Genomic DNA, 18728 nt, shown 5'->3' with positions numbered 1-18728 from the left:
TTTTGTGAAACTTTTTTAAAGAATTTCTTTTTTTGTTCGTCAAATTCTATTGAACTATAAGAGGAAATCGTTTTAAAATGTCATTAATATAAGAAAAAAGGAACTACAGACATTACAGCTTCAATAATCTTAAAGTATAACTTGATATTGAAAATCAATTCTTTTCATCAGATTTCATAAATATTTCCAGCTAGGAAGTATGAATCAACTGCTCCAATTCTACTTCTGAAAGCTGTCCTTGATTGTAAAGTTTTCTAAGTAAGTCCTCATCTACGGTAATTGAATAGTAATCCGTCACAAACTCATGAAATTTCTCAAAACTTTCAAAGAAATAGGATAATAACCATTCGCCACCGTCCTGCTCTTGGTAGGTATTTTGATGCTCTTGACCGTCATACCAGATAAAGAAAGTTGTTTCATCTTTTTGCTCTTCTGAGTAAAGATTTTGATACTTTTCATCCAGTCCTTTATAAAATCCGTCTATGATGTCTTGATTCCACTCATCCGCAGCAAATTGACTCAAACTGCTTTCATGATCAAAACCTTTTATGAGGATCATTTTATCAGTCAAAATCACATCTAGAGAATCACCAGAGCCATTGTCAATAAGGTAGCGGAGTCCATAGTTTTCCTCAGTCTTAACGATCAATCGAAGCCAGGTCTTATTTGGATCTGTTCGATACTCATCAATGACAAGCAAGGCATCTAAACGCGTCTTTATCTGGTTCCATTCAATTTTTCCCATCTCTTTAATCCTCCATCTTAAAGTTTAAAATTTATTATGCTTACAAATTCTATAACCAATTTCTATCTATCCCGTCCGACTACACAGTAGAATATTTTCTTCACCAGACAAATCATCAGGTGTACGATTTTTATTGAATCTGAGTAGACTGTAATCTTATATTAATTATCATAGTTCAATCAATCGTTCGCTAAGAATAAGAGAGCCACTCATTAATCAAAGAAGCAATTTCTTTAGGTGCTTGAGTATAAAGCTCATGATCAAAGTTTTCTAGAAAAATAGTGTCAATATAGTCTGGCAATTCTTTTAGGGCTTCCTCTCTCCATGTAGCTTCATTAGGATAGAGAGGACTGATAAACAAAGCATCTCCCACTTTTCTCTTAAACGCTTGTATTTTTCTCCGTAGCTGTAGTAATGTTTCTATATTTTTATAATTTATAGCTAACTCATATCTATTATACTGCACATTCCAGTGGTAGGACTGTCTTACAGCTTCCTCCATATTTTCTGACCAATGCTTTGCTTCAAATTTTTCTTTAGAAATAAGAATATCTAAGTCAGAAAGGATTTGAGACTTTATATAGTTTTTAGTTTCCTCTAACTCTGTATCTAAAGGTAAAATCTTATCTAAATCTAAATAGCCACCATCCAAAAGAATAAGTTTTTCCACTTCTTGAAATTCCGATGCGAAATAACGAGCCAAATCTCCTCCAAGAGAATGACCTATCAGACAGATAGATTCTTCCTCAACTGTCTCCTTTTTAAACCATGATTTCAATTCTATTTCATCTCTAAAATACTTTTCATATGGATTTAGAAAACAAGCCTTCGAATCTAGCTCTTGAAGAAAATCCTTGCTATGATAAAAATTACTTCCCAAACCGCCAATAAAATATATTTTCATTCTCTACTTAATACTATGCTTATTCATTTTTTCTTGGAAAATATCTGTAATGATTTGGCGCAATTCTTCTCGTTCCTTCTCAGGAATCTCACCACTTCTCTTGGCAACTGCGTAGAGATCTGGATATTCGATAGAAATACGCTTTATTGTTCGAGTGGTAGCGTGTTTTCTCACGAAAAAGGGAATGCGTTTAATCCACTCTTGGGGAACCAATCCTAGTATTTTTGCAGCAGTTTCCTTATCACTAATCTCAGATGTTGACAATCCCAGACGAATCATTTCTTGTTCTTTTTCAGTAAAATCTTTTAATTTCATCATCCCTCTCCTATCTAGAAATCACTCTATATTAAATTATATACCAATATTAGACAAACTACAAAGAAGAGGCCTAAAAAAGTACAAATTACCTACTGCTACAGAAATCTCCTCCTTATTTCTCATCCTCTGTCACCACCCAAACTTCTGACTGATATCCTTCACCGTCAATATCATAGCGCTGCATATAGCCAATAAATCTTTCCTTTTTATTTGACTTACGAGGCTTGAGAATGTTTACAGCCCAGAATCCGATAAGAATAATAACTAAAAGCGCTATTACAGTCTCCATATTGCTTCTCCTTTGCCTATCTTAATATCCTTCAACCCATTTTTCATTGTCCATGATGAAAGGCTTAGCAAGTCCGTCACCTTTATAATCCGCATACTTTGTAGCTAAATACTTGTAACAATCCTCTTTACTCGCAAACTTAATAGCTTGATAGGGCTCTTCAAAAGTCAGTTTCTCTACAAATAAGAAACCCTCCTCAGCTGGCACTAAAACACCAACATGCCCGACAAAAAGATACTCTCCATCCAAATTGTCATGCAATACAACAGACAACATTCGAGCTTTATCATTGAATTGAAACTGAGAGAAGAATTTCTCCATCTTCTACGCGTGAACTTTTACATCCGTCGTTGCTTCCGTCTCCACTCTAGAAAATAGAATATCAAACTCTTCCTTATCTTTCGCATCAAATACTTTTCCCTTATCGATAGCATCGTTATCCACAAAAAGCAGCTGATCATTCTTTTCAAGTTTTGGAATGGTGACCGAATTTTTTAAGAGCGCATAGCTATTCATGCGACAGTTGGTCCCAACAAAGTCACCCTTTTTTTCATTCCAGAGATTGCTGATTTTCTCTACGTCATATTCTGTCTTCGTAAAGGAGGTAAAATCCCCACTTAAACCAGTGGAGCCGACAGTCACATTATAGTCTGTAACAAGATTGAAAAATGCCTCAACACTATTTGGATCCAAGTGAGCTGATAAGAGAGATTTGACCTCTTCGGAACTTACCTGACTGTTTAAATTGGTATATGAAGCCGTCCAAGGAACTTTATCTGAACTGGTCTGTGTCTGATTTGCAGCTTCAGTCCTCGTATTATTTTGGTGACAAGCAATTAGTCCAAGTAATAAGGGCAAACACAGTCCTAAGGCTACTACTTTTCTCGTTCGTTTCATGCAATTTCCCTTCTAGAGCACAAGTCTCTATTTTTCTTTAAACACCATTCACTAATCATTCAACTAGTAACCGTTGACTTAGCTATATTATACTACACAAGTCAAAAAAAGACTGCACGAATCACCCATTCATTACAGCTTTTTTAATCCTATTTTTTATTGAATGACGAAACCTTTAGGCAAAAGCACCAGTTGCTGGTCCAATTCTTGGCAATGACTGGCTAGCGCTACAGCATCACTGTCTTCTAATAGATAGTTTTCAGTTGATTGGTTAAAAATAGCTTGGAGTTTTTGTCCATCATAATCCCATGACAGAGATAACACATCTGGCTTGATTTCTTTTAGGCTATAAGTTCCATGTTGGATAATGCCTGAAACATTCTTACGAAGCTGGATCAATTTCTTCATGAAGTTCAGCATGTCATTACTGTCTGAAACACGGTCCCAAGGCATGACACGGCGACAATCTGGGTCTGGTCCGCCACCTAACTCCAACTCAGTTCCATAGTAGAAACACGGTGTCCCTCTTTGTAAAAAGAGACAAGCAAGGGCAGACTTAACGAGTTGGACATCTCCCTTGGCAGTAGCCAAAATCCGCTCCGTATCGTGCGAATCCAAGAGATTGAACATCACTTCCGAAATCTGCTGTCTATAGTACATAGACTGACTATTGATCTCATCGATGAATTGAGGTGTCTTCTTAGTCCCACGCAAGAAATAATCCTTGATGCTATCAGAGAGAGGATAGTTCATGACTGCGTGGAATTCATCGCCATTTAGCCAGGGCCGAGAAGTGTGCCAGACCTCTCCAAGAATATAAAGGTCAGGCTTTTTAACCAAAACAGCCTTACGGAAATCTCTCCAAAATTGATGGTCAACTTCATTGGCCACATCTAAGCGCCAAGCATCGATATCAAACTCTTCAATCCAGTAGGTCGCAACACTTAGCAAATAGTCCCTCACTTGAGGATTGGCCGTATTAAGCTTGGGCATATAGCTGGCAAAGGCAAAGGTATGGTAAGGGAGCTTTCTTGGATTCCCAAGCTTATCCTTGGTCACTGGGAACTCTTGAACATGGAACCAGTCTTTATATTCCGACTTTTCACCATGCTTGAGAACATCCTGCCACTGCGGAGACTGATCCCCGATATGATTGAAAACAGCGTCCAGCATGATTTTCATCCCTCTCTGATGAGCCTCCTCAACCAGTTTACGGAAAGTTCCCTTGTCTCCAAAATGATGGTCAATTTCGAAATAATCCGTCGTATTATACTTGTGATTGCTTGGGGATTCAAAAATCGGACAGAGATAAAGACCTGTAATCCCTAAGTCTTGCAAGTAATCTAGATGATCAATAATGCCTTGTAAATCACCACCAAAGAAATCACTCGTTTTTGGCTTGATAGAGGAATCCCAAGCCAGAGCCCCTTCTGGAGAAATCTCAGGGTTCCCATTAGCAAAACGTTCTGGGAAAATCTGATACCATACCGTCTTTGCTACCCAGTCAGGAACATGACAAGCATCAATCTCATGGATATAAGGAATTTTAAAGCCATTTCCTTCATAATGAAGGTTTTCTAGCGTGTTTTCAACACATCCCTTATCGCCATACAAAATACTCTGACTTTGCTTATCTTTGAGTTCAAAGAGATACTGGAGTCGCGCATAGCCAACTGAAACTTCCGCTTGCCAGTAATCAAATAAGGCATCAGAAGTTACTTTGGCCATCGCCTTGCTTGCTTCATAATGCTCCTCTAAAAAGATAAAAGTGTCTCCATAATGCAAGTTGATGTTTTCAATATCATCTTTCTTGGTCCGGATACGAATGTGCATTGTCTTATCCTGATAAAGATAAGCATACTCCGACTCTGGTCTATGGTAAATGGCTGTTAATTCCACTGTATCTGTCTCCTAGTTTACTTGGGTTTATTTCCGACGCAAACGTTTTCATGATTATGATTCTAGTATACTACTTTAAAATTTTATTTTCAAGACTTGTTCGTAGTTTAAACTAGATTGTTTTTCGAATATAAAAAAGCAGTAAGTCTTACAACTTACTACTCTTTAAACGATGAGTTACAAATGTCTTTCCAGCCAATCTATCTTCTTAAAATCCTTATTGTTATTGTGGTCATTTCGATAGGAATCTTGCGAAGAAGCCTTGTATATACTGAAATACTGTTCTAAACTTGGAACACGAAACGTGATATCCTCGAGATGAATCAACTCTATATCTGATTCCGAAACTCCTGCAAAATCAGGTAATGAATCGATACTCCCAAATTCAACACTCACACCATCTTTTTGGAATTCATGCTCATGAATATCTATTAAGGTATAGCCTAAGTGATTCATCACTTTCATTATCTTGTCCCAGTCATAAATCCTGAGATGATCAGGTGCTTCCCAACCTCTAGGGTCACCAGGCACATGAATGTCAATGTCAGACGGCCCCCATTCTTCATTTGAACGGTATTCAAACCCCAAAGACCCCATGAGCGTCGGAGTGATTCCGACTTGGTTTAAATGAAAACAAATTGTTCGAAATTCATCAAATAGAGAATTCATTTCTCCTCCAATCGTTGATATAGAACTTAATTTCGTTGTGAACAATAAACTAATTTTTACCTTCTACTCTTTCGGTTTTGAAAATATTTCTACTCGTTGAGCTAGGACTTTGATTTCTACAGGTAGGTTATCCGATTTATCGCCGTCAACATCTGACTCCAATTCACTATCTGAAGAGATTTTAATATTACGTGCTCTGATATACTCAATATTATCATTTCCGATAACATCCCCTTTTAGTAAATCAGGAATGACGGATAATTTAGAGAATATTGAAGCATCTTTTAGAATTAAAATATTAGCATAGCCGTCCTTGTTTTCTTCAAAGATTTTCTTATCAGCGAAGTAATTGGTCAAGAGAACCAAAACATGGCTCGCTTCACCTTCATAATTTCCATTTTCTGTCTCAATCTTAATGTTAAAGACCTGATCCGTCATCACAGACTTCATAGTATTTACAGCATAGGCTAAAATACCGAATTTTGTCTTGTCCTCGATCTCCACATTGTGAATCGCCTCAGGCAGAGAACCGATACTAAAGATATAACCAAAATAGTTGTCATTTGCTTTACCAATATCAATCTTATTGGTAAAGTTAAAATCGAGTTCATCAATCGCGCCATCAATGTCTTGATTGATTTCCAACAGTTTGGTAATGAGGTTGCCCGTACCGCCAGGGATAATCCCTAACTTCGGAGTGTAGTCTCTCTCAGCAATACCCGAAATAACTTCATTGACAGTTCCGTCTCCACCGAAAACAACCACTGCATCGTACTGCTCACGAGAAGCTTCCTCAGCAAAGTGTGTTGCATCCAGCGCCTTTTCGGTAATTTTGGTTTCCACGTGTTCAAAATAATCTTTTGCTTTATTCTCCAGTTTGACCTTATAATCCAAGGCCTTTTCCCCACCAGAGGTAGGGTTGATAATTAACATTGCTTTTTTCATTGATAATACTCCTTTAATAGTTACAAAAATTCTAGTAACTAATTATATCACTTGAGTTATGGAAACGCCATCCAAATGCTTGAAACATCCACTAACTAGAATAGAGACGTTAATGTATCAAGCACTAACCTCAACTTAAACAAGAATAAATACTTATTGTTAGCAATTCACTACTTTACTTTTTCGACAATTTTATATAATCCATTAAGTATAAAATAGCTGAAACAAATGCGAACACACTGGAAAATCCAGCTAATATTGGAATAAAACCAATAATCGATGCAATCAAAAGAAACTGATAAGTCTTCTTATTGACTTTTGATTCCTCATCATGAAGAAGGAATGCTGCAAAACCAAAAAACAGCAATATTAAACAAGTTGAAAAGTAGATTCCATCCCAACTAGAAAGTCTAACAAGCTTAGGTATCACCCAGTAAATGATTTCAAATTTCCACATTTTAGAAGAAAGGTAAGTAATCGTTAAAGCTCCAATTAAAGAAATAACTCCGTTTATTAGCAATAATTTATTTGATTTCACACTTAGTCCTTTTTATCCTTTTCTGTACTTATTCATCGCTAATTAATAGATTCACTTTTTAAAAATTCTTTAGCCTTCTGGACGATATAGAGCTGTTCATCTTCTTGAGCGAGTTTTCTAAACAACTCATTCGCCCTAGTCATATCTCCTTTTAATTTAGAGTTCAAGGCTTGATAGTAAGTGATTTCCAATTGTTGATATTTAAATTCGTTTTCCAAGTCTTCAAAGTAATCATCGGATTGATGAGCAATTGTTAAATCGTAAAGCGCAATACTTACGCTTTTTGTTTTCTCAGCTAGAGAGGAATCTGATATGGACATTTTGTTTAGTATAAGATCAAGCTGGTCCCTGGTCAGGTTAGGATTTGCAAGAACTGTCGAACGAATGAGGTAACTCTCTAAGAAATCCCTGTATTTTGGCTTCAGTTTTTGATCAGTCATTGCTTCAGAAGCCTCCTTAATGGCAGCATCGAAATCACCAATCATATAGGAATACCCAACAGATGTTAGCGTCACATCCATTTTTATAATAGCTCTTTTTGCACTTTTGTTCAACTCAATGTATTGCTGCCATGATAGTAAATCTAAGTCCATATGCAGTAACTTAGTACCACTCCTTAAATAACCTCTTCTGATTAGTGCTATGAAAAGAAATAAGAGTGCACTTATGAATAAAACACAAAGAGTTTGAATAGTCCTATCTTTCACCATCCAAGCCACAAAAAGACTGAGAACAACAGCCAAAACAATCACGACTTGTCTAGAAAATGCATATTTCTTGCGTATTTCTAAATAATTCATTTTTACTCCTTTTCTAAATTATAAAGTGGCATTACGAGAGCGGTTCTGAAACTTAAATGAGTCAATGACCAACAAAATACTTTCTAATTAATTCCCTAATTTTTCTGATAAAATAACCCAATGTGACCTGCAAAAGAGAATCATAAAACAGCTTTCATCTTTCATATTAATTTATAACTTCTCGATCTTTTCAAAAACAAGTTCTTGTTTTTCGACACTTTCTCGGAGTGGTGGCATGCCTAAAATCACTGTAAAACATCCCAATAATAGAATACTATTAATAACAAGTAAGGCTCCCTCTGTTCCATTAACAGTATATAGATAGAATGAAAAACATCCAAGAGTCGGAACAAGGATAAAAGGAAGAAGTTTGTAATGTTTTAATTGACGTTTATTTCCAACTGGTTTAAAGGTTATTTGATAGTTTAAAGTTCTATTCTCAAGTCTTTTTTGGACGCTATGACGAGCTCTTATGGCAATGAACCAGAAAGCAAGATAAGCTAGGAAGATGAACAGGCCATATAAACCTATCTTTAAAGGAAGATTGTGACTAATCCCATTGTTTCTAAAAAAATTCGTCACTAGCCGATAGCCAGAACCCCCTATTGCTACACCAATTGCAACCCCAATCGATTTACTCATAGTGGGAGCCACACTTTCAAAACGCATATCTCTTTTATCTAACTTTTGCATTTTTGCAGTAATCTCATCAGGAAGAGAACCCCAGAAATAGGATTTGGGGCTAACGGTCGTCAAATCTAGAATATACTTTTCTCCCCCTACTTCTACTATTTTGAAAAATACTTTATTCGTTTCTTTAAATTTTACTTTCATACTCATCTTTCGAACTTTTTCCTAGTTAAATCAATTCTTATATCAAAGACCTTATTTGTCTTACTTTTTTGTATTGGCTTTTTTAAAATTGGTTGTTAAGCAAATAAATAATATCCTACTTGCCATACTCATTTATTTTATCAGCATATTCAGTCAAAAGATTTTTTGAATATATTTTTTCATTACTTGAATTTCTAACTTCTTTCCAAAGAATAGAAGCTACTTTTAGTTTATTCGAGTAATTGTGACTATTTTCGTCTGCACAGAAATCCTTTAGAAATTGGTTCCATTGACAAATTGAATGATCATACTTGGCATAATCTGAATTTCCATAATAAACTTTTAGCATATCATGTATTGTGAAACTCAAATCATTGTCGCTTTTTACTTTTCTCCAAGCAGTAGCCATAACAGCAGTAAATTTAAACGGTGAAACCTCTGTTAAAGTTGAGAAATATTCTCTAAAGTGAGCATTAAAAGAGAATCCACATTCAAGTAAGGGAGTATTTAAAGTAAGGACTTCTACTCGTTTCTTATTCCTTTTTATTGATGATTTTTTAATCAAATTACCCTTAAAGTACTGCTCAATTATATCATTAAGTTCCTGTTTTGTACCTCTATATTCAAGTCCTAATGACTTGCATATCTTTGAAAGTTCATCACGGTACCAGTAGTATTTATTAAACTCATCAAAGGATGCGATTTTGTCAAACTCAGGTCTACTTTTTATCAAAAAAACACCTCCATAAAAACAGTTTAGTATGATATCTCTAAATAATGGAGTTTTACTCTCTATGTTTTGAGGATTATCCTCGTTTCACTAACAAACTTACACACTCAGCGGTTCGGACTTACCGTATCATTTCGTCGGTTTCCCTCCTCATTCTACGAGTCCTATCCCATGGGCGGAACATCTACTTCTACTTCGCTGATGCCTCAGCTCGTACAAGCAGTGATACCGCCTCAACATGTGGTGCTAGCAAACTTCTATACTGTAGAATGAAAGTGAATGAATCAACATTTAAATAACACTTTTGAACGAAAAGTATACTGTCTTATTCCAAATACCCTAATAAAAATGAGTAAAACTGTTTGAAAGTTATTTCATAGTTTCTTATACAACTTACTACCAATTCTCCCGCTGGGGTTCAATTTTGATATCGCAATAGTTGCTTGGCGAGTACTTGCTGTCATAAATGCTACACCAATCTTTCAAGACTTTCTGGTTGACGACTTCGTCGTAGTAAGAATCCAAGTCCTTTTAAAACACTCTTGACGCTAAAATCATTTAGCGCTTTATAGGATATCGAAGATAAAGTGTAGGATCTAACTTTTATTTCATCTCTATGAAGGTAGATGTAAGATTTCAATTTATTAAATAGCTCATTATAAAAAGTTTTTTCAATAAATAACTCAAGGAATTTATCACCCATAAATAGGACTCCTGCATTATATTTTGTGCATTACTCTTAACATATACTCAAAAGCATGATTCCGTAACCAAATACTAGCTATTTGCAATATCATCTTCAGAATATAGCATTCCTAAAAACTCTTCAAATGTATCCGTGATAAAAGTTGTGGATGGATTAAGTTCATAAGAAGATTCATGATGCCATATGCACACACTAGGATTCTCCCTTCTCTGACTATAATCTAAGCAAACAAAGTCTCCGCCAAATAAAGCCGCTACAGGTAGTAATTCTACTCCTAAAATATCTTCAGAATACAGTAAGCGTTCATCTAATTGCGTTAGAATTACATCTATATCATACATACCCAAAGTATGATTTTGAGTATCATGTAAAATACATAAAAAACGTTCTATTATACGTTCCTGATCTTGAGGTAACTTTCCGCTAAAGATATTCTTCTTAGGAATCAACCCACTATATTGTTTAAAAAATTCCTTAGCAGATGCTGGGAGTGAAACCCTCCATATCTTTTCTTCTTCATTCAGTAACTGTTCGTCAGGTAATGGTGTTATTATCGTATTTTTATATTCCATTATTAAACATTAAATCCTTCCTATTTATCTTATAGCGTCGGCCCAATGACCTATAGTACGTCCTCCATTGTGTGGAACTATATTATGGATACCAAATGGAACTAACTCCATTTTACCTGGAACTTCTGTGTGATGCCAAGTCATCCCTTCTCTAAATCCACCGATCTTTTCATTTAACCACTTAAATTGTTCTCTATCAGTCTTCTTACATAATTCTTTTGGTAATTGTACTGTCTCTTGAACCAAACCTACACCTTTAAAATCTGCGTAGCCATATCTAAGCCCTTCAACTTGTCGAACTGCGACTTTCGGTAGCAGACCATGTCTAATTGACTCATTCTTTATCAAGCGTTTTTGAGCACCTGTAAGATTAGCCCCCTCTCTAATATCTTTATTCCAATTCCATGTTGTATTACCGTCTACTAACTTTGTATATTCAGATACATAGTCTGATAAGACATCATCAAAGGATAATTCTCCTTTTCCAAATGCTTCAAATCTCTTATTTTTAGCAATGCCTTCAAAGAAGTCCTTTTCTTTAGCCACATACTCTTTAAAGTTTGACGATTCTCTCGCCAGTTGGCTCTCTTTAAGATTCTGAAGTAATCGTTCTTTATCAAAGGGCTTCTCTGCTACTTTCGCCACATCATCCGCATGTTTGGTGGAGAAGTGCATCACATCACGCAGAGTCTTACTCTCAACGCTGAAGGCAGGCATGGTTCCCATACCTCCCGCAAAGGCAACTGCCTCTTTACGAATGCCGACTGGGATTCGAGTGTCTAATAATTTCTCCCCAAATTTTCCAATGACATTATTGCTCTTCGCTAGGATATTGTCAACCTTTGAACCCCATTTTTCGACATTTGCGAGAATTCTTGCCTTGGTACTGTTCTTGGCTAACTGAATCATCTCAGCTGCCTTAGCTCCGAGTTTCGTGCCCTTAGCCATCTTACCTACAGCTGCTGGACCGATAAAAAGACTGGCAATCTCAAAGGTCAAGCCTCCTGTGGAATAGGCAGATTCCGTGTGCCCTCAACGACATCGCCCCACCAGGAACCAATCTCATTCGAGCGGCCCTTCAGCCAAGCTTGGATGGGGTGATGATGTGCCAGAATTCCTTATATGCTACGCTTAGTAATCGTATTCTGCGATACCAATAAACTCTAATGTCCCAGAACCATTGTTACTTACTTTTAATTCTTCTTTAGAATAATCAAAATCATAAATCAAAACAATTGTATTATAGGTTGATGATATTTTAGGAAACTGCATAATAATCTCTTCATCGTATGAGAAACCTTCAAGCAAAACATCAATATTATTTTCAGAAACATCAACCCAATCTTTTTCAACTAAATCTCTATCGTAGTACGACAAATGAAAGTCTGTCTCAAATTCTGAAGAAACGCTATCCCCGTCCTCTTTATATGAAATTTTGAAGTATTCTTGAAATTCTTCTTGACTGGCAAAATTACCAAGCCATAACGATACTTTTTGTTTCATTTTTAATACCTTCCCAATCCTTCTGGTAAATCTAAAATTCCATTTTTCATTCTTCGACTTGCCCATTCATTTAAGAGGAATCAATATCTATTCTTCAATCTCCAAATTCATTTTCTTCGTCATCCAAGACAACTTCCCCTGAACTTTCCCATTCTTCTTTTGCTATTTCGCCACTTTGATACATGAAGTTTTTATTCATTTCAACTAAAATATCATCAAAGTCATCAAAACAATCGATTATCCCCCTAATTCCAGTTAATAGATTATAGAAAGCAATAGTATAATCTGAATTCTCTGAAGAGGAAATTGTAGTAATGTCTATCTTGTTAAACAATCTTAATCCTTCATAAAAACGATCTTCATATTTTTTTAGAAAGATATTTATCGTATTGTCTATATCTCTGATACTTTCTTCTCTAAGTAGCACACCTTTATTATTCTCATTAAGAATAGTCAATCGTTTCATTACATCTTTTAACTCTGAACTAATCATTTTAATCTCCTCCCAGAAGCTAAATTAAATTTTTTACTATTAGAAGTTCCATCAAGATTAAGAACATCCTTTACTTTACCTCTTTTATTGAATACCTCAAAATGATCTTTATGCAGACCATCTAAGTACAATTTATCTCCTTTTTTCAAAATATCATCTATATCTTTAGTCACCTCATAAACACTTTGCCCGTCATATTGTTTCTTCGTCTTTCTAAGATTGTCCCTAATCTTTTTTCCAAAGTCTGTCTCAAAAAACTCCGACATATTATTGACAGCTTGTGTGGCTCGCTCCGCCCTACCAGAACCACCTACTCCTCGTACTACATCCTCCGCCGGACAAAATCTTTAATGCGTTTAGAAAAACAATAAATATCTATTCTTTAATTTCCAGATTCATCATCCTCATCGTCTAAAATTATTTCATCTGAACTGACTAATTCCTCTTTGGTAATTTCTCCCATTTTAAATCTGCGTCTTTTGTTTAGATCAAAAATTATTTCATGCAAATCTGCAAAGTAAGAAGAAAAGTTAGCCATCGAAGACAATAACTCGTAATAGAATTGACTGTATTGCTCATCAGCTATACTTTGATCAATTATTTCTTCCTTGAATGCTGAAATACCTGACATAAGCTCTTGAAAGTCATCAGATAGATTATCATCTATCAATTCTTTAAAATCTTTTAATTTTTTATTTTCTTCTAACGAGTATCCTAGCCTCGAATTGAATCGTTTACACACCTCATAAAGTTTATAGATTTCTTCCTTCAATGTAATTTCCTTCCTTTAGCTATTAATAACTTATCTGTGTTTAAAGTACCATCAAGATTAAGTACAGATTTCAAATTACCACGTTTATCAAAAACTTCAAAATGGTCCATATGTAAACCATCCAAATACAGGTAATCTCCTTTGCGCAAATTTCTATCAACCTTCTTCATCACCTCATAAACACTTTGCCCGTCATATTGTTTCTTCGTCTTTCTAAGATTGTCCCTAATCTTTTTTCCAAAGTCTGTCTCAAAAAACTCCGACATATTATTGACAGCTTGTGTGACTCTCTCCGCCTTCCCAGAACCACCTACTCCTCGTACTACATCATCCGCATGTTTGCTAGAGAAGCGCATCACATCACGTAGTGTCTTACTCTCAACGCTGAAGGTAGGCATTGAGCCCATACCTCCCGCAAAGGCAAATGCCTTTTTACGAATGCCGACTGGGATTCGGGTGTCTAATAATTTCTCGCCAAATTTTCCAATGACATTATTGCTCTTCGCTAGGATATTGTCAACCTTTGAACCCCATTTTTCGACATTTGCGAGAATTCTTGCCTTGGTGCTGTTCTTGGCTAACTGAATCATCTCAGCTGCCTTAGCTCCGAGTTTCGTGCCCTTAGCCATCTTACCTACAGCTGCTGGACCGACAAAAAGACTGGCAATCTCAAAGGTCAAGCCTCCTGCATCATAGGCATCCATATGGGTAACTTTATCCCAGAGGGCTTTCCCTGTCTCTTGAGCACGATAAGCAGCCTTATCCGCATAGCTAGCATTAGGGTCTTGACCGCATCATCCAAAGTTTCTTCTGCTAAAACTGCTGTTGCAGAGGTTTCGCCAACAAGATTCTGAAAATCCGTGATCGTCTTGGAAAACTCGGAACCTAGAAATTCTAAGCCATTCTTTAAGCCAACAATCACGGGGTTATGAACATTATTGATTTCATTCGTAATCGCTTTCCCAACTTCTCCATGCATGGAATTACTGGTGATGATGGCATTCATCCCATTTTTAGCGGTATCCAACTGACTCTGAGCAGTTGCGACCATCTTCATATAGGCCTCTTGGGCTTTCTGAAGCTCCGCAATATCGACATAAAATCCCATTAGCCTTCCTCCGTGTTTACATACGGCTAATAATACCGAACAAAATCCTCACTACGCATAAAGGCAGTCGATACTTGTTGCTGGGAGAGCTCGATAAAATTCAAATCAAATTTCACTGCGTTGCTTTTCTAAATTTATCATTATGGTTTGTCCCACAAAGGTGAGGAATACATATAGCTTCCTCTGTTAGATATGTCCCTTCGACCCTCACGTACTATAAAGTCCAATACATTAAAGAATTTTTTTTCAGCCTCAGAAAAATTATCAAATTCAAATGTTCTTCCAATTACATAAGCTCTCTCATCTCTGCTATTCACCATGAATAAACCATCTTTGTAAAATATATGTACAGCAAATGGTGTTCTATTTGTTTCATCGAAAAGAACATACCGTAAAGATATATAATTTTTTTCTTTTATAATACATTCTATTTCTTGTTTGAATTTTTCAATTTGTTCCGAATTCATTTTATCACCTCTTTTAATAAACCTAAATCTTCATAATACTTCAAAGAATTCCCTAGTTGTATCTGAGTTCCTCCACCTGCTCCAAAGACTTTTGCAATTTCTCCTTGTTGAATATTAGCCAGATCTGACAAAGAAAATCCCCGGTTTTCCATTGCATCAATTAAGCTTTCTTTAACTTCTGATGAAGCTGTTTTAAAAGCATTTATTATATTTTCTTCTGTCAAATCATGCATTACTCTATATTGGTGGTAATCTTGGTAGCCTTCTGGATAAGGTAAACCACGTTTGTTAAACGCGATAATCTCTTCCTCCCTCACCGGACTAGTAAATTTTCCATATGGATGACCATAACGATCTATAATATCACCTGCTTTTAAATTTGCAGGTTGAGTAATGGGATTCCCTGCACTATCCAGTACAAAACCATCACCTTTTTCCGGCCACTTAATATGTCCTTCGCTATCCACATAACTTCGTGATCTGACAGGAATTTTTCTTCCATCGAAACCATCATCTGCCGATAGATAAGCACGCTTGCCATTTGGCATTTCAACACGTTCTGGGAAATAGTGTCCCTTAGCTTCATACTCTCTGCGAAGATAGTCATCAAACTTCGAACTTTCCCGTGCAAGTCGACTTTGCTTAAGATTTTCAAGAATCCGCTCTTTATCAAAGGGCTTCTCTGCCACTCTCACCACATCATCCGCATGTTTGCTTGAGAAGTGCATCACATCACGCAGAGTCTTACTCTCAACGCTGAAGGTAGGCATGGTTCCCATACCTCCCGCAAAGGCAAATGCCTTTTTACGAATGCCGACTGGGATTCGGGTATCTAATAATTTCTCGCCAAATTTTCCAATGACATTATTGCTCTTCGCAAGAATCCTGTCAACCTTTGAACCCCATTTTTCAACATTTGCGAGAATTCTTGCCTTGGTGCTGTTCTTGGCTAAGCTAATCATCTCAGCTGCCTTAGCTCCGAGTTTCGTGCCCTTAGCCATCTTACCTACAGCTGCTGGACCGACAAAAAGACTGGCAATCTCAAAGGTCAAACCTCCTGCATCATAGGCATCCATATGGGTGACCTTATCCCAGAGGGCTTTCCCCGTCTCCTGAGCACGATAAGCTGCCTTATCCGCATAGCTGGCATTGGGATCCTGGCCACGCATAGCTGCTCCTGGATCCGTCAGAGCAGTGTAAGTTCCTACTCCTAACTCCGCAAGGCTAGACAGGTTATCTGCCGTCCCTTGCAAGTCCCGCTTCATCCACTCTGGAGTTCGACCTCCTGTTAAGCGATTGACGCCATCAATACTAGCAATGCCAATGATCTGAGTCAAATCTACAGCTCCGATGGCAGTATCTGAAACCATACTTCCAGCTGAACCAATAAAACCTTCCGCAAACAGGAGAGAATCCTTCATCAACGTAAAATATCATCTAAACCACAGGACTACGATTTAAATCATAAATATCTATTTGGTTTTTTTCAAATAACATTTCTAATTTTTGATACCCATTCTCAACAAAAAAATGGTACTCCGACTCAGAAATCGGAACTGCAAACAACCAAGTTACATATTCATGATCAAATTCCAAATCGTGCAACTCCCATAAAAATGGGATAGTCAATAACATGTGCTTCATATTAGAATCTAGATAATAATTATCTATTGCATTTAGAAATACAGTCCCTGGCATACAAGGAGATGATCCATTCATCACTTTAAAAGCACAGTCACTTATTATATTTGGAAACAAATCATTCCTACTATCTGTTGAACCAATAATTTCTGCTCTTAAAGATTTATCATCTATCTTTTTGTTCAAAGTGTAGTCTGATAACCCAACAGTGGAGTAAGAAGATACGTGTTCAATTGGAGAATCATCACCACAAAATATGTCAATTTCTTTTCCAGATTCATCTTTAAATGCATATACTCTTGGAGTACCGCCAACATCATCTAAAAGCTTTCTAGCTATCTCTTTTTTATCATATTCCATAGTAAGTCCTTTCTTCAAAATCATGGACCAAAATAAAAATCCGTCTTATCTTCACCAATGTGACTTCTATTAGATTCTGGTAACTCTGGTCTATAGCTATTGGGATTATTATATTCATCTAAAAATTGTTTACGAGTTATTTTTCTATCAGCCGCACTTTGTTGGTGTTTTCTAAATTCATGTCCCGGTTTATGCCCCATATCCCAAGGCTCCTCAATATCCATTACCTTTTTAGTAATAGGATCTTTGACAACACCTTGTTCATCCTTAGCTTTATCCCAGACAGTTTCCTTTGTATTCTTCCTATAACCTGATGGACGCTTGTAAAGTTTTTTCTCTGAATCAGATAGCTTACGCGGAACGAGTTGCCTTACTTCTCCAGAACCACCTACTCCTCGTACTACATCATCCGCATGTTTGCTTGAGAAGTGCATCACATCACGCAGAGTCTTACTCTCAACGCTGAAGGTAGGCATGGTTCCCATACCTCCCGCAAAGGCAAATGCCTTTTTACGAATGCCAACCGGGATTCGGGTGTCTAATAATTTCTCGCCAAATTTTCCAATGACATTATTGCTCTTCGCTAGGATATTGTCAACCTTTGAACCCCATTTCTCGACATTTGCGAGGATTTTTGCCTTGGTGCTGTTCTTGGCTAACTGAATCATCTCAGCTGCCTTAGCTCCGAGTTTCGTGCCCTTAGCCATCTTACCTACAGCTGCTGGACCAACAAAAAGACTGGCAATCTCAAAGGTCAAGCCTCCTGCGTCATAGGCATCCATATGGGTAACTTTATCCCAGAGGGCTTTCCCTGTCTCCTGAGCACGATAAGCCGCCTTATCCGCATAGCTGGCATTGGGATCCTGGCCACGCATAGCTGCACCTGGATCCGTCAGAGCAGTGTAAGTTCCTACTCCTAACTCCACAAGGCTAGACAGGTTATCTGCCGTTCCTCGCAAGTCCCGCTTCATCCACTCTGGAGTTTGACCTCCTGTTAAGCGATTGACGCCATCAATACTGGCAATGCCAATGATCTGAGTCAAATCTACAGCTCCGATGGCAGTATCTGAAACCATACTTCCAGCTGAACCAATAAAACCTTCCGCAAACAGGAGTGTATCTTTCAAGTCTTGTGGAATAGGCAGATTTCGTGTTCCCTCAACAACACCGCCCCACCAGGAACCAATCCCATTCGAGCGATCCTTCAGCCAGGCTTGGATGGGGTGATGACGGCGATAAGAAGCTTCTCGCTCAGCGGCTTCTTGTTCTGCCTTGCGTTTAGCAGCCTCAATCGCTTCTGCCTTGGCTTTCGCATACTGCTGATCCATCTCATAAATTGCTTTACCGAGATCTTCATGCGCCACAAAGTTAGTTAAAACAGAATCACTATAACTCAGGCTCTTCACTCTTCCAGCAGCCGCCATCTGGCTACTTAAAGCACTAAAAAGCTGCTCCGTACTGCTGGTTGTCGTCATCTTATCAAAGGCATTGACCTTATTCTTCGTATCCTGAACATACTTCCGGGCTGTCTGGGTATT

At 37.3% G+C, this 18728-nt stretch carries 23 protein-coding genes and 2 pseudogenes; all 25 read right to left on the bottom strand.

Features of this window, described 5'->3' with window-relative positions; genetic code table 11:
- Window positions 1-190: 190 nt before the first annotated feature.
- A complete protein-coding gene (locus NMM25_RS10135) occupies window positions 191-745 on the bottom strand; it encodes a hypothetical protein (RefSeq protein ID WP_254736793.1) in 555 nt (184 codons plus the stop codon).
- 190 nt (window positions 746-935) lie between these two features.
- On the bottom strand, window positions 936-1649 hold the full coding sequence (locus tag NMM25_RS10130; protein ID WP_254736792.1) for an alpha/beta fold hydrolase: 714 nt from the start codon (window positions 1647-1649) through the stop codon (window positions 936-938).
- Window positions 1650-1652: 3 nt separating this feature from the next.
- Complete coding sequence (locus tag NMM25_RS10125; RefSeq protein ID WP_045591374.1) at window positions 1653-1964, bottom strand: hypothetical protein; 312 nt, start codon at window positions 1962-1964, stop codon at window positions 1653-1655.
- A gap of 115 nt (window positions 1965-2079) precedes the next feature.
- On the bottom strand, window positions 2080-2256 hold the full coding sequence (locus tag NMM25_RS10120; protein ID WP_254736791.1) for a hypothetical protein: 177 nt from the start codon (window positions 2254-2256) through the stop codon (window positions 2080-2082).
- 21 nt (window positions 2257-2277) lie between these two features.
- A pseudogene (locus NMM25_RS10115) lies at window positions 2278-3153 on the bottom strand (DUF4300 family protein).
- Window positions 3154-3309: 156 nt separating this feature from the next.
- Complete coding sequence (locus tag NMM25_RS10110; protein ID WP_254736790.1) at window positions 3310-5052, bottom strand: glycoside hydrolase family 13 protein; 1743 nt, start codon at window positions 5050-5052, stop codon at window positions 3310-3312.
- Window positions 5053-5229: 177 nt separating this feature from the next.
- Window positions 5230-5721, bottom strand: a complete 492-nt coding sequence (locus tag NMM25_RS10105; RefSeq protein WP_254736789.1) for a phosphoribosylanthranilate isomerase — start codon at window positions 5719-5721, stop codon at window positions 5230-5232.
- 63 nt (window positions 5722-5784) lie between these two features.
- Window positions 5785-6666, bottom strand: a complete 882-nt coding sequence (locus NMM25_RS10100; RefSeq protein WP_254736788.1) for a diacylglycerol kinase family protein — start codon at window positions 6664-6666, stop codon at window positions 5785-5787.
- 175 nt (window positions 6667-6841) lie between these two features.
- Window positions 6842-7204 (bottom strand): hypothetical protein, encoded by a 363-nt coding sequence (locus NMM25_RS10095; protein ID WP_198459633.1) that lies wholly within the window; start codon window positions 7202-7204, stop codon window positions 6842-6844.
- 38 nt (window positions 7205-7242) lie between these two features.
- Window positions 7243-8004 carry a hypothetical protein gene (locus NMM25_RS10090; RefSeq protein WP_254736787.1) on the bottom strand — a complete coding sequence of 254 codons (762 nt, stop codon included), beginning with the start codon at window positions 8002-8004 and terminating at the stop codon, window positions 7243-7245.
- Window positions 8005-8175: 171 nt separating this feature from the next.
- Window positions 8176-8838 (bottom strand): DUF443 family protein, encoded by a 663-nt coding sequence (locus NMM25_RS10085; protein ID WP_254736786.1) that lies wholly within the window; start codon window positions 8836-8838, stop codon window positions 8176-8178.
- Between the two features lie 115 nt (window positions 8839-8953).
- A complete protein-coding gene (locus NMM25_RS10080; RefSeq protein WP_254736785.1) occupies window positions 8954-9571 on the bottom strand; it encodes an SAP domain-containing protein in 618 nt (205 codons plus the stop codon).
- A gap of 393 nt (window positions 9572-9964) precedes the next feature.
- Window positions 9965-10099 (bottom strand): annotated as a pseudogene (locus NMM25_RS10075) (TipC family immunity protein); the annotation flags it as partial.
- 246 nt (window positions 10100-10345) lie between these two features.
- Complete coding sequence (locus tag NMM25_RS10070; protein WP_000455918.1) at window positions 10346-10846, bottom strand: SMI1/KNR4 family protein; 501 nt, start codon at window positions 10844-10846, stop codon at window positions 10346-10348.
- Window positions 10847-10870: 24 nt separating this feature from the next.
- Complete coding sequence (locus NMM25_RS10065; protein WP_254736784.1) at window positions 10871-11845, bottom strand: HNH endonuclease; 975 nt, start codon at window positions 11843-11845, stop codon at window positions 10871-10873.
- 132 nt (window positions 11846-11977) lie between these two features.
- Complete coding sequence (locus tag NMM25_RS10060; RefSeq protein ID WP_254736783.1) at window positions 11978-12349, bottom strand: immunity 22 family protein; 372 nt, start codon at window positions 12347-12349, stop codon at window positions 11978-11980.
- A gap of 94 nt (window positions 12350-12443) precedes the next feature.
- Window positions 12444-12842 (bottom strand): hypothetical protein, encoded by a 399-nt coding sequence (locus tag NMM25_RS10055; protein WP_139689781.1) that lies wholly within the window; start codon window positions 12840-12842, stop codon window positions 12444-12446.
- The gene (locus NMM25_RS10050) at window positions 12839-13108 is read right to left on the bottom strand and encodes a hypothetical protein (RefSeq protein ID WP_001288447.1); all 270 of its coding nucleotides are present in this window, start codon (window positions 13106-13108) and stop codon (window positions 12839-12841) included. Before NMM25_RS10050 ends, NMM25_RS10055 begins: the two co-directional genes overlap by 4 nt.
- Before the next feature lie 116 nt (window positions 13109-13224).
- Window positions 13225-13614 (bottom strand): hypothetical protein, encoded by a 390-nt coding sequence (locus NMM25_RS10045; RefSeq protein WP_000656834.1) that lies wholly within the window; start codon window positions 13612-13614, stop codon window positions 13225-13227.
- A complete protein-coding gene (locus NMM25_RS10040; protein WP_254736782.1) occupies window positions 13611-14318 on the bottom strand; it encodes an HNH endonuclease in 708 nt (235 codons plus the stop codon). Before NMM25_RS10040 ends, NMM25_RS10045 begins: the two co-directional genes overlap by 4 nt.
- A complete protein-coding gene (locus NMM25_RS10035; protein ID WP_254726640.1) occupies window positions 14291-14722 on the bottom strand; it encodes a T7SS effector LXG polymorphic toxin in 432 nt (143 codons plus the stop codon). The genes NMM25_RS10040 and NMM25_RS10035 overlap by 28 nt, the downstream gene beginning before the upstream one ends.
- A gap of 140 nt (window positions 14723-14862) precedes the next feature.
- On the bottom strand, window positions 14863-15189 hold the full coding sequence (locus NMM25_RS10030) for an Imm59 family immunity protein (protein WP_084946679.1): 327 nt from the start codon (window positions 15187-15189) through the stop codon (window positions 14863-14865).
- The gene (locus tag NMM25_RS10025) at window positions 15186-16610 is read right to left on the bottom strand and encodes a TNT domain-containing protein (protein ID WP_254736781.1); all 1425 of its coding nucleotides are present in this window, start codon (window positions 16608-16610) and stop codon (window positions 15186-15188) included. The genes NMM25_RS10030 and NMM25_RS10025 overlap by 4 nt, the downstream gene beginning before the upstream one ends.
- Window positions 16611-16626: 16 nt before the next feature.
- Window positions 16627-17190, bottom strand: a complete 564-nt coding sequence (locus NMM25_RS10020) for a suppressor of fused domain protein (protein ID WP_002879635.1) — start codon at window positions 17188-17190, stop codon at window positions 16627-16629.
- 20 nt (window positions 17191-17210) lie between these two features.
- Window positions 17211-18728: HNH/ENDO VII family nuclease (locus NMM25_RS10015; protein WP_254736780.1), on the bottom strand; the 1518-nt coding region annotated here is incomplete at its 5' end.

It is taken from the genome of Streptococcus sp. CF10-1, from assembly GCF_024295825.1.
Classification (GTDB): domain Bacteria; phylum Bacillota; class Bacilli; order Lactobacillales; family Streptococcaceae; genus Streptococcus.
Note: the sequence above shows the minus strand (reverse complement) of the source record. Positions and strands in the feature narration are given on the sequence as shown.

What these genes read in the sequence shown, in the direction of transcription:
- NMM25_RS10135 (WP_254736793.1), bottom strand. Translation starts at nt 745, where the DNA reads ATGGGAAAAATTGAATGGAACCAGATAAAGACGCGTTTAGATGCCTTG.
- NMM25_RS10130 (WP_254736792.1), bottom strand. Translation starts at nt 1,649, where the DNA reads ATGAAAATATATTTTATTGGCGGTTTGGGAAGTAATTTTTATCATAGC.
- NMM25_RS10125 (WP_045591374.1), bottom strand. Translation starts at nt 1,964, where the DNA reads ATGAAATTAAAAGATTTTACTGAAAAAGAACAAGAAATGATTCGTCTG.
- NMM25_RS10120 (WP_254736791.1), bottom strand. Translation starts at nt 2,256, where the DNA reads ATGGAGACTGTAATAGCGCTTTTAGTTATTATTCTTATCGGATTCTGG.
- NMM25_RS10105 (WP_254736789.1), bottom strand. Translation starts at nt 5,721, where the DNA reads ATGAATTCTCTATTTGATGAATTTCGAACAATTTGTTTTCATTTAAAC.
- NMM25_RS10100 (WP_254736788.1), bottom strand. Translation starts at nt 6,666, where the DNA reads ATGAAAAAAGCAATGTTAATTATCAACCCTACCTCTGGTGGGGAAAAG.
- NMM25_RS10090 (WP_254736787.1), bottom strand. Translation starts at nt 8,004, where the DNA reads ATGAATTATTTAGAAATACGCAAGAAATATGCATTTTCTAGACAAGTC.
- NMM25_RS10085 (WP_254736786.1), bottom strand. Translation starts at nt 8,838, where the DNA reads ATGAAAGTAAAATTTAAAGAAACGAATAAAGTATTTTTCAAAATAGTA.
- NMM25_RS10070 (WP_000455918.1), bottom strand. Translation starts at nt 10,846, where the DNA reads ATGGAATATAAAAATACGATAATAACACCATTACCTGACGAACAGTTA.
- NMM25_RS10060 (WP_254736783.1), bottom strand. Translation starts at nt 12,349, where the DNA reads ATGAAACAAAAAGTATCGTTATGGCTTGGTAATTTTGCCAGTCAAGAA.
- NMM25_RS10055 (WP_139689781.1), bottom strand. Translation starts at nt 12,842, where the DNA reads ATGATTAGTTCAGAGTTAAAAGATGTAATGAAACGATTGACTATTCTT.
- NMM25_RS10050 (WP_001288447.1), bottom strand. Translation starts at nt 13,108, where the DNA reads ATGTCGGAGTTTTTTGAGACAGACTTTGGAAAAAAGATTAGGGACAAT.
- NMM25_RS10040 (WP_254736782.1), bottom strand. Translation starts at nt 14,318, where the DNA reads ATGGATGCCTATGATGCAGGAGGCTTGACCTTTGAGATTGCCAGTCTT.
- NMM25_RS10035 (WP_254726640.1), bottom strand. Translation starts at nt 14,722, where the DNA reads ATGGGATTTTATGTCGATATTGCGGAGCTTCAGAAAGCCCAAGAGGCC.
- NMM25_RS10030 (WP_084946679.1), bottom strand. Translation starts at nt 15,189, where the DNA reads ATGAATTCGGAACAAATTGAAAAATTCAAACAAGAAATAGAATGTATT.
- NMM25_RS10025 (WP_254736781.1), bottom strand. Translation starts at nt 16,610, where the DNA reads ATGAAGGATTCTCTCCTGTTTGCGGAAGGTTTTATTGGTTCAGCTGGA.
- NMM25_RS10020 (WP_002879635.1), bottom strand. Translation starts at nt 17,190, where the DNA reads ATGGAATATGATAAAAAAGAGATAGCTAGAAAGCTTTTAGATGATGTT.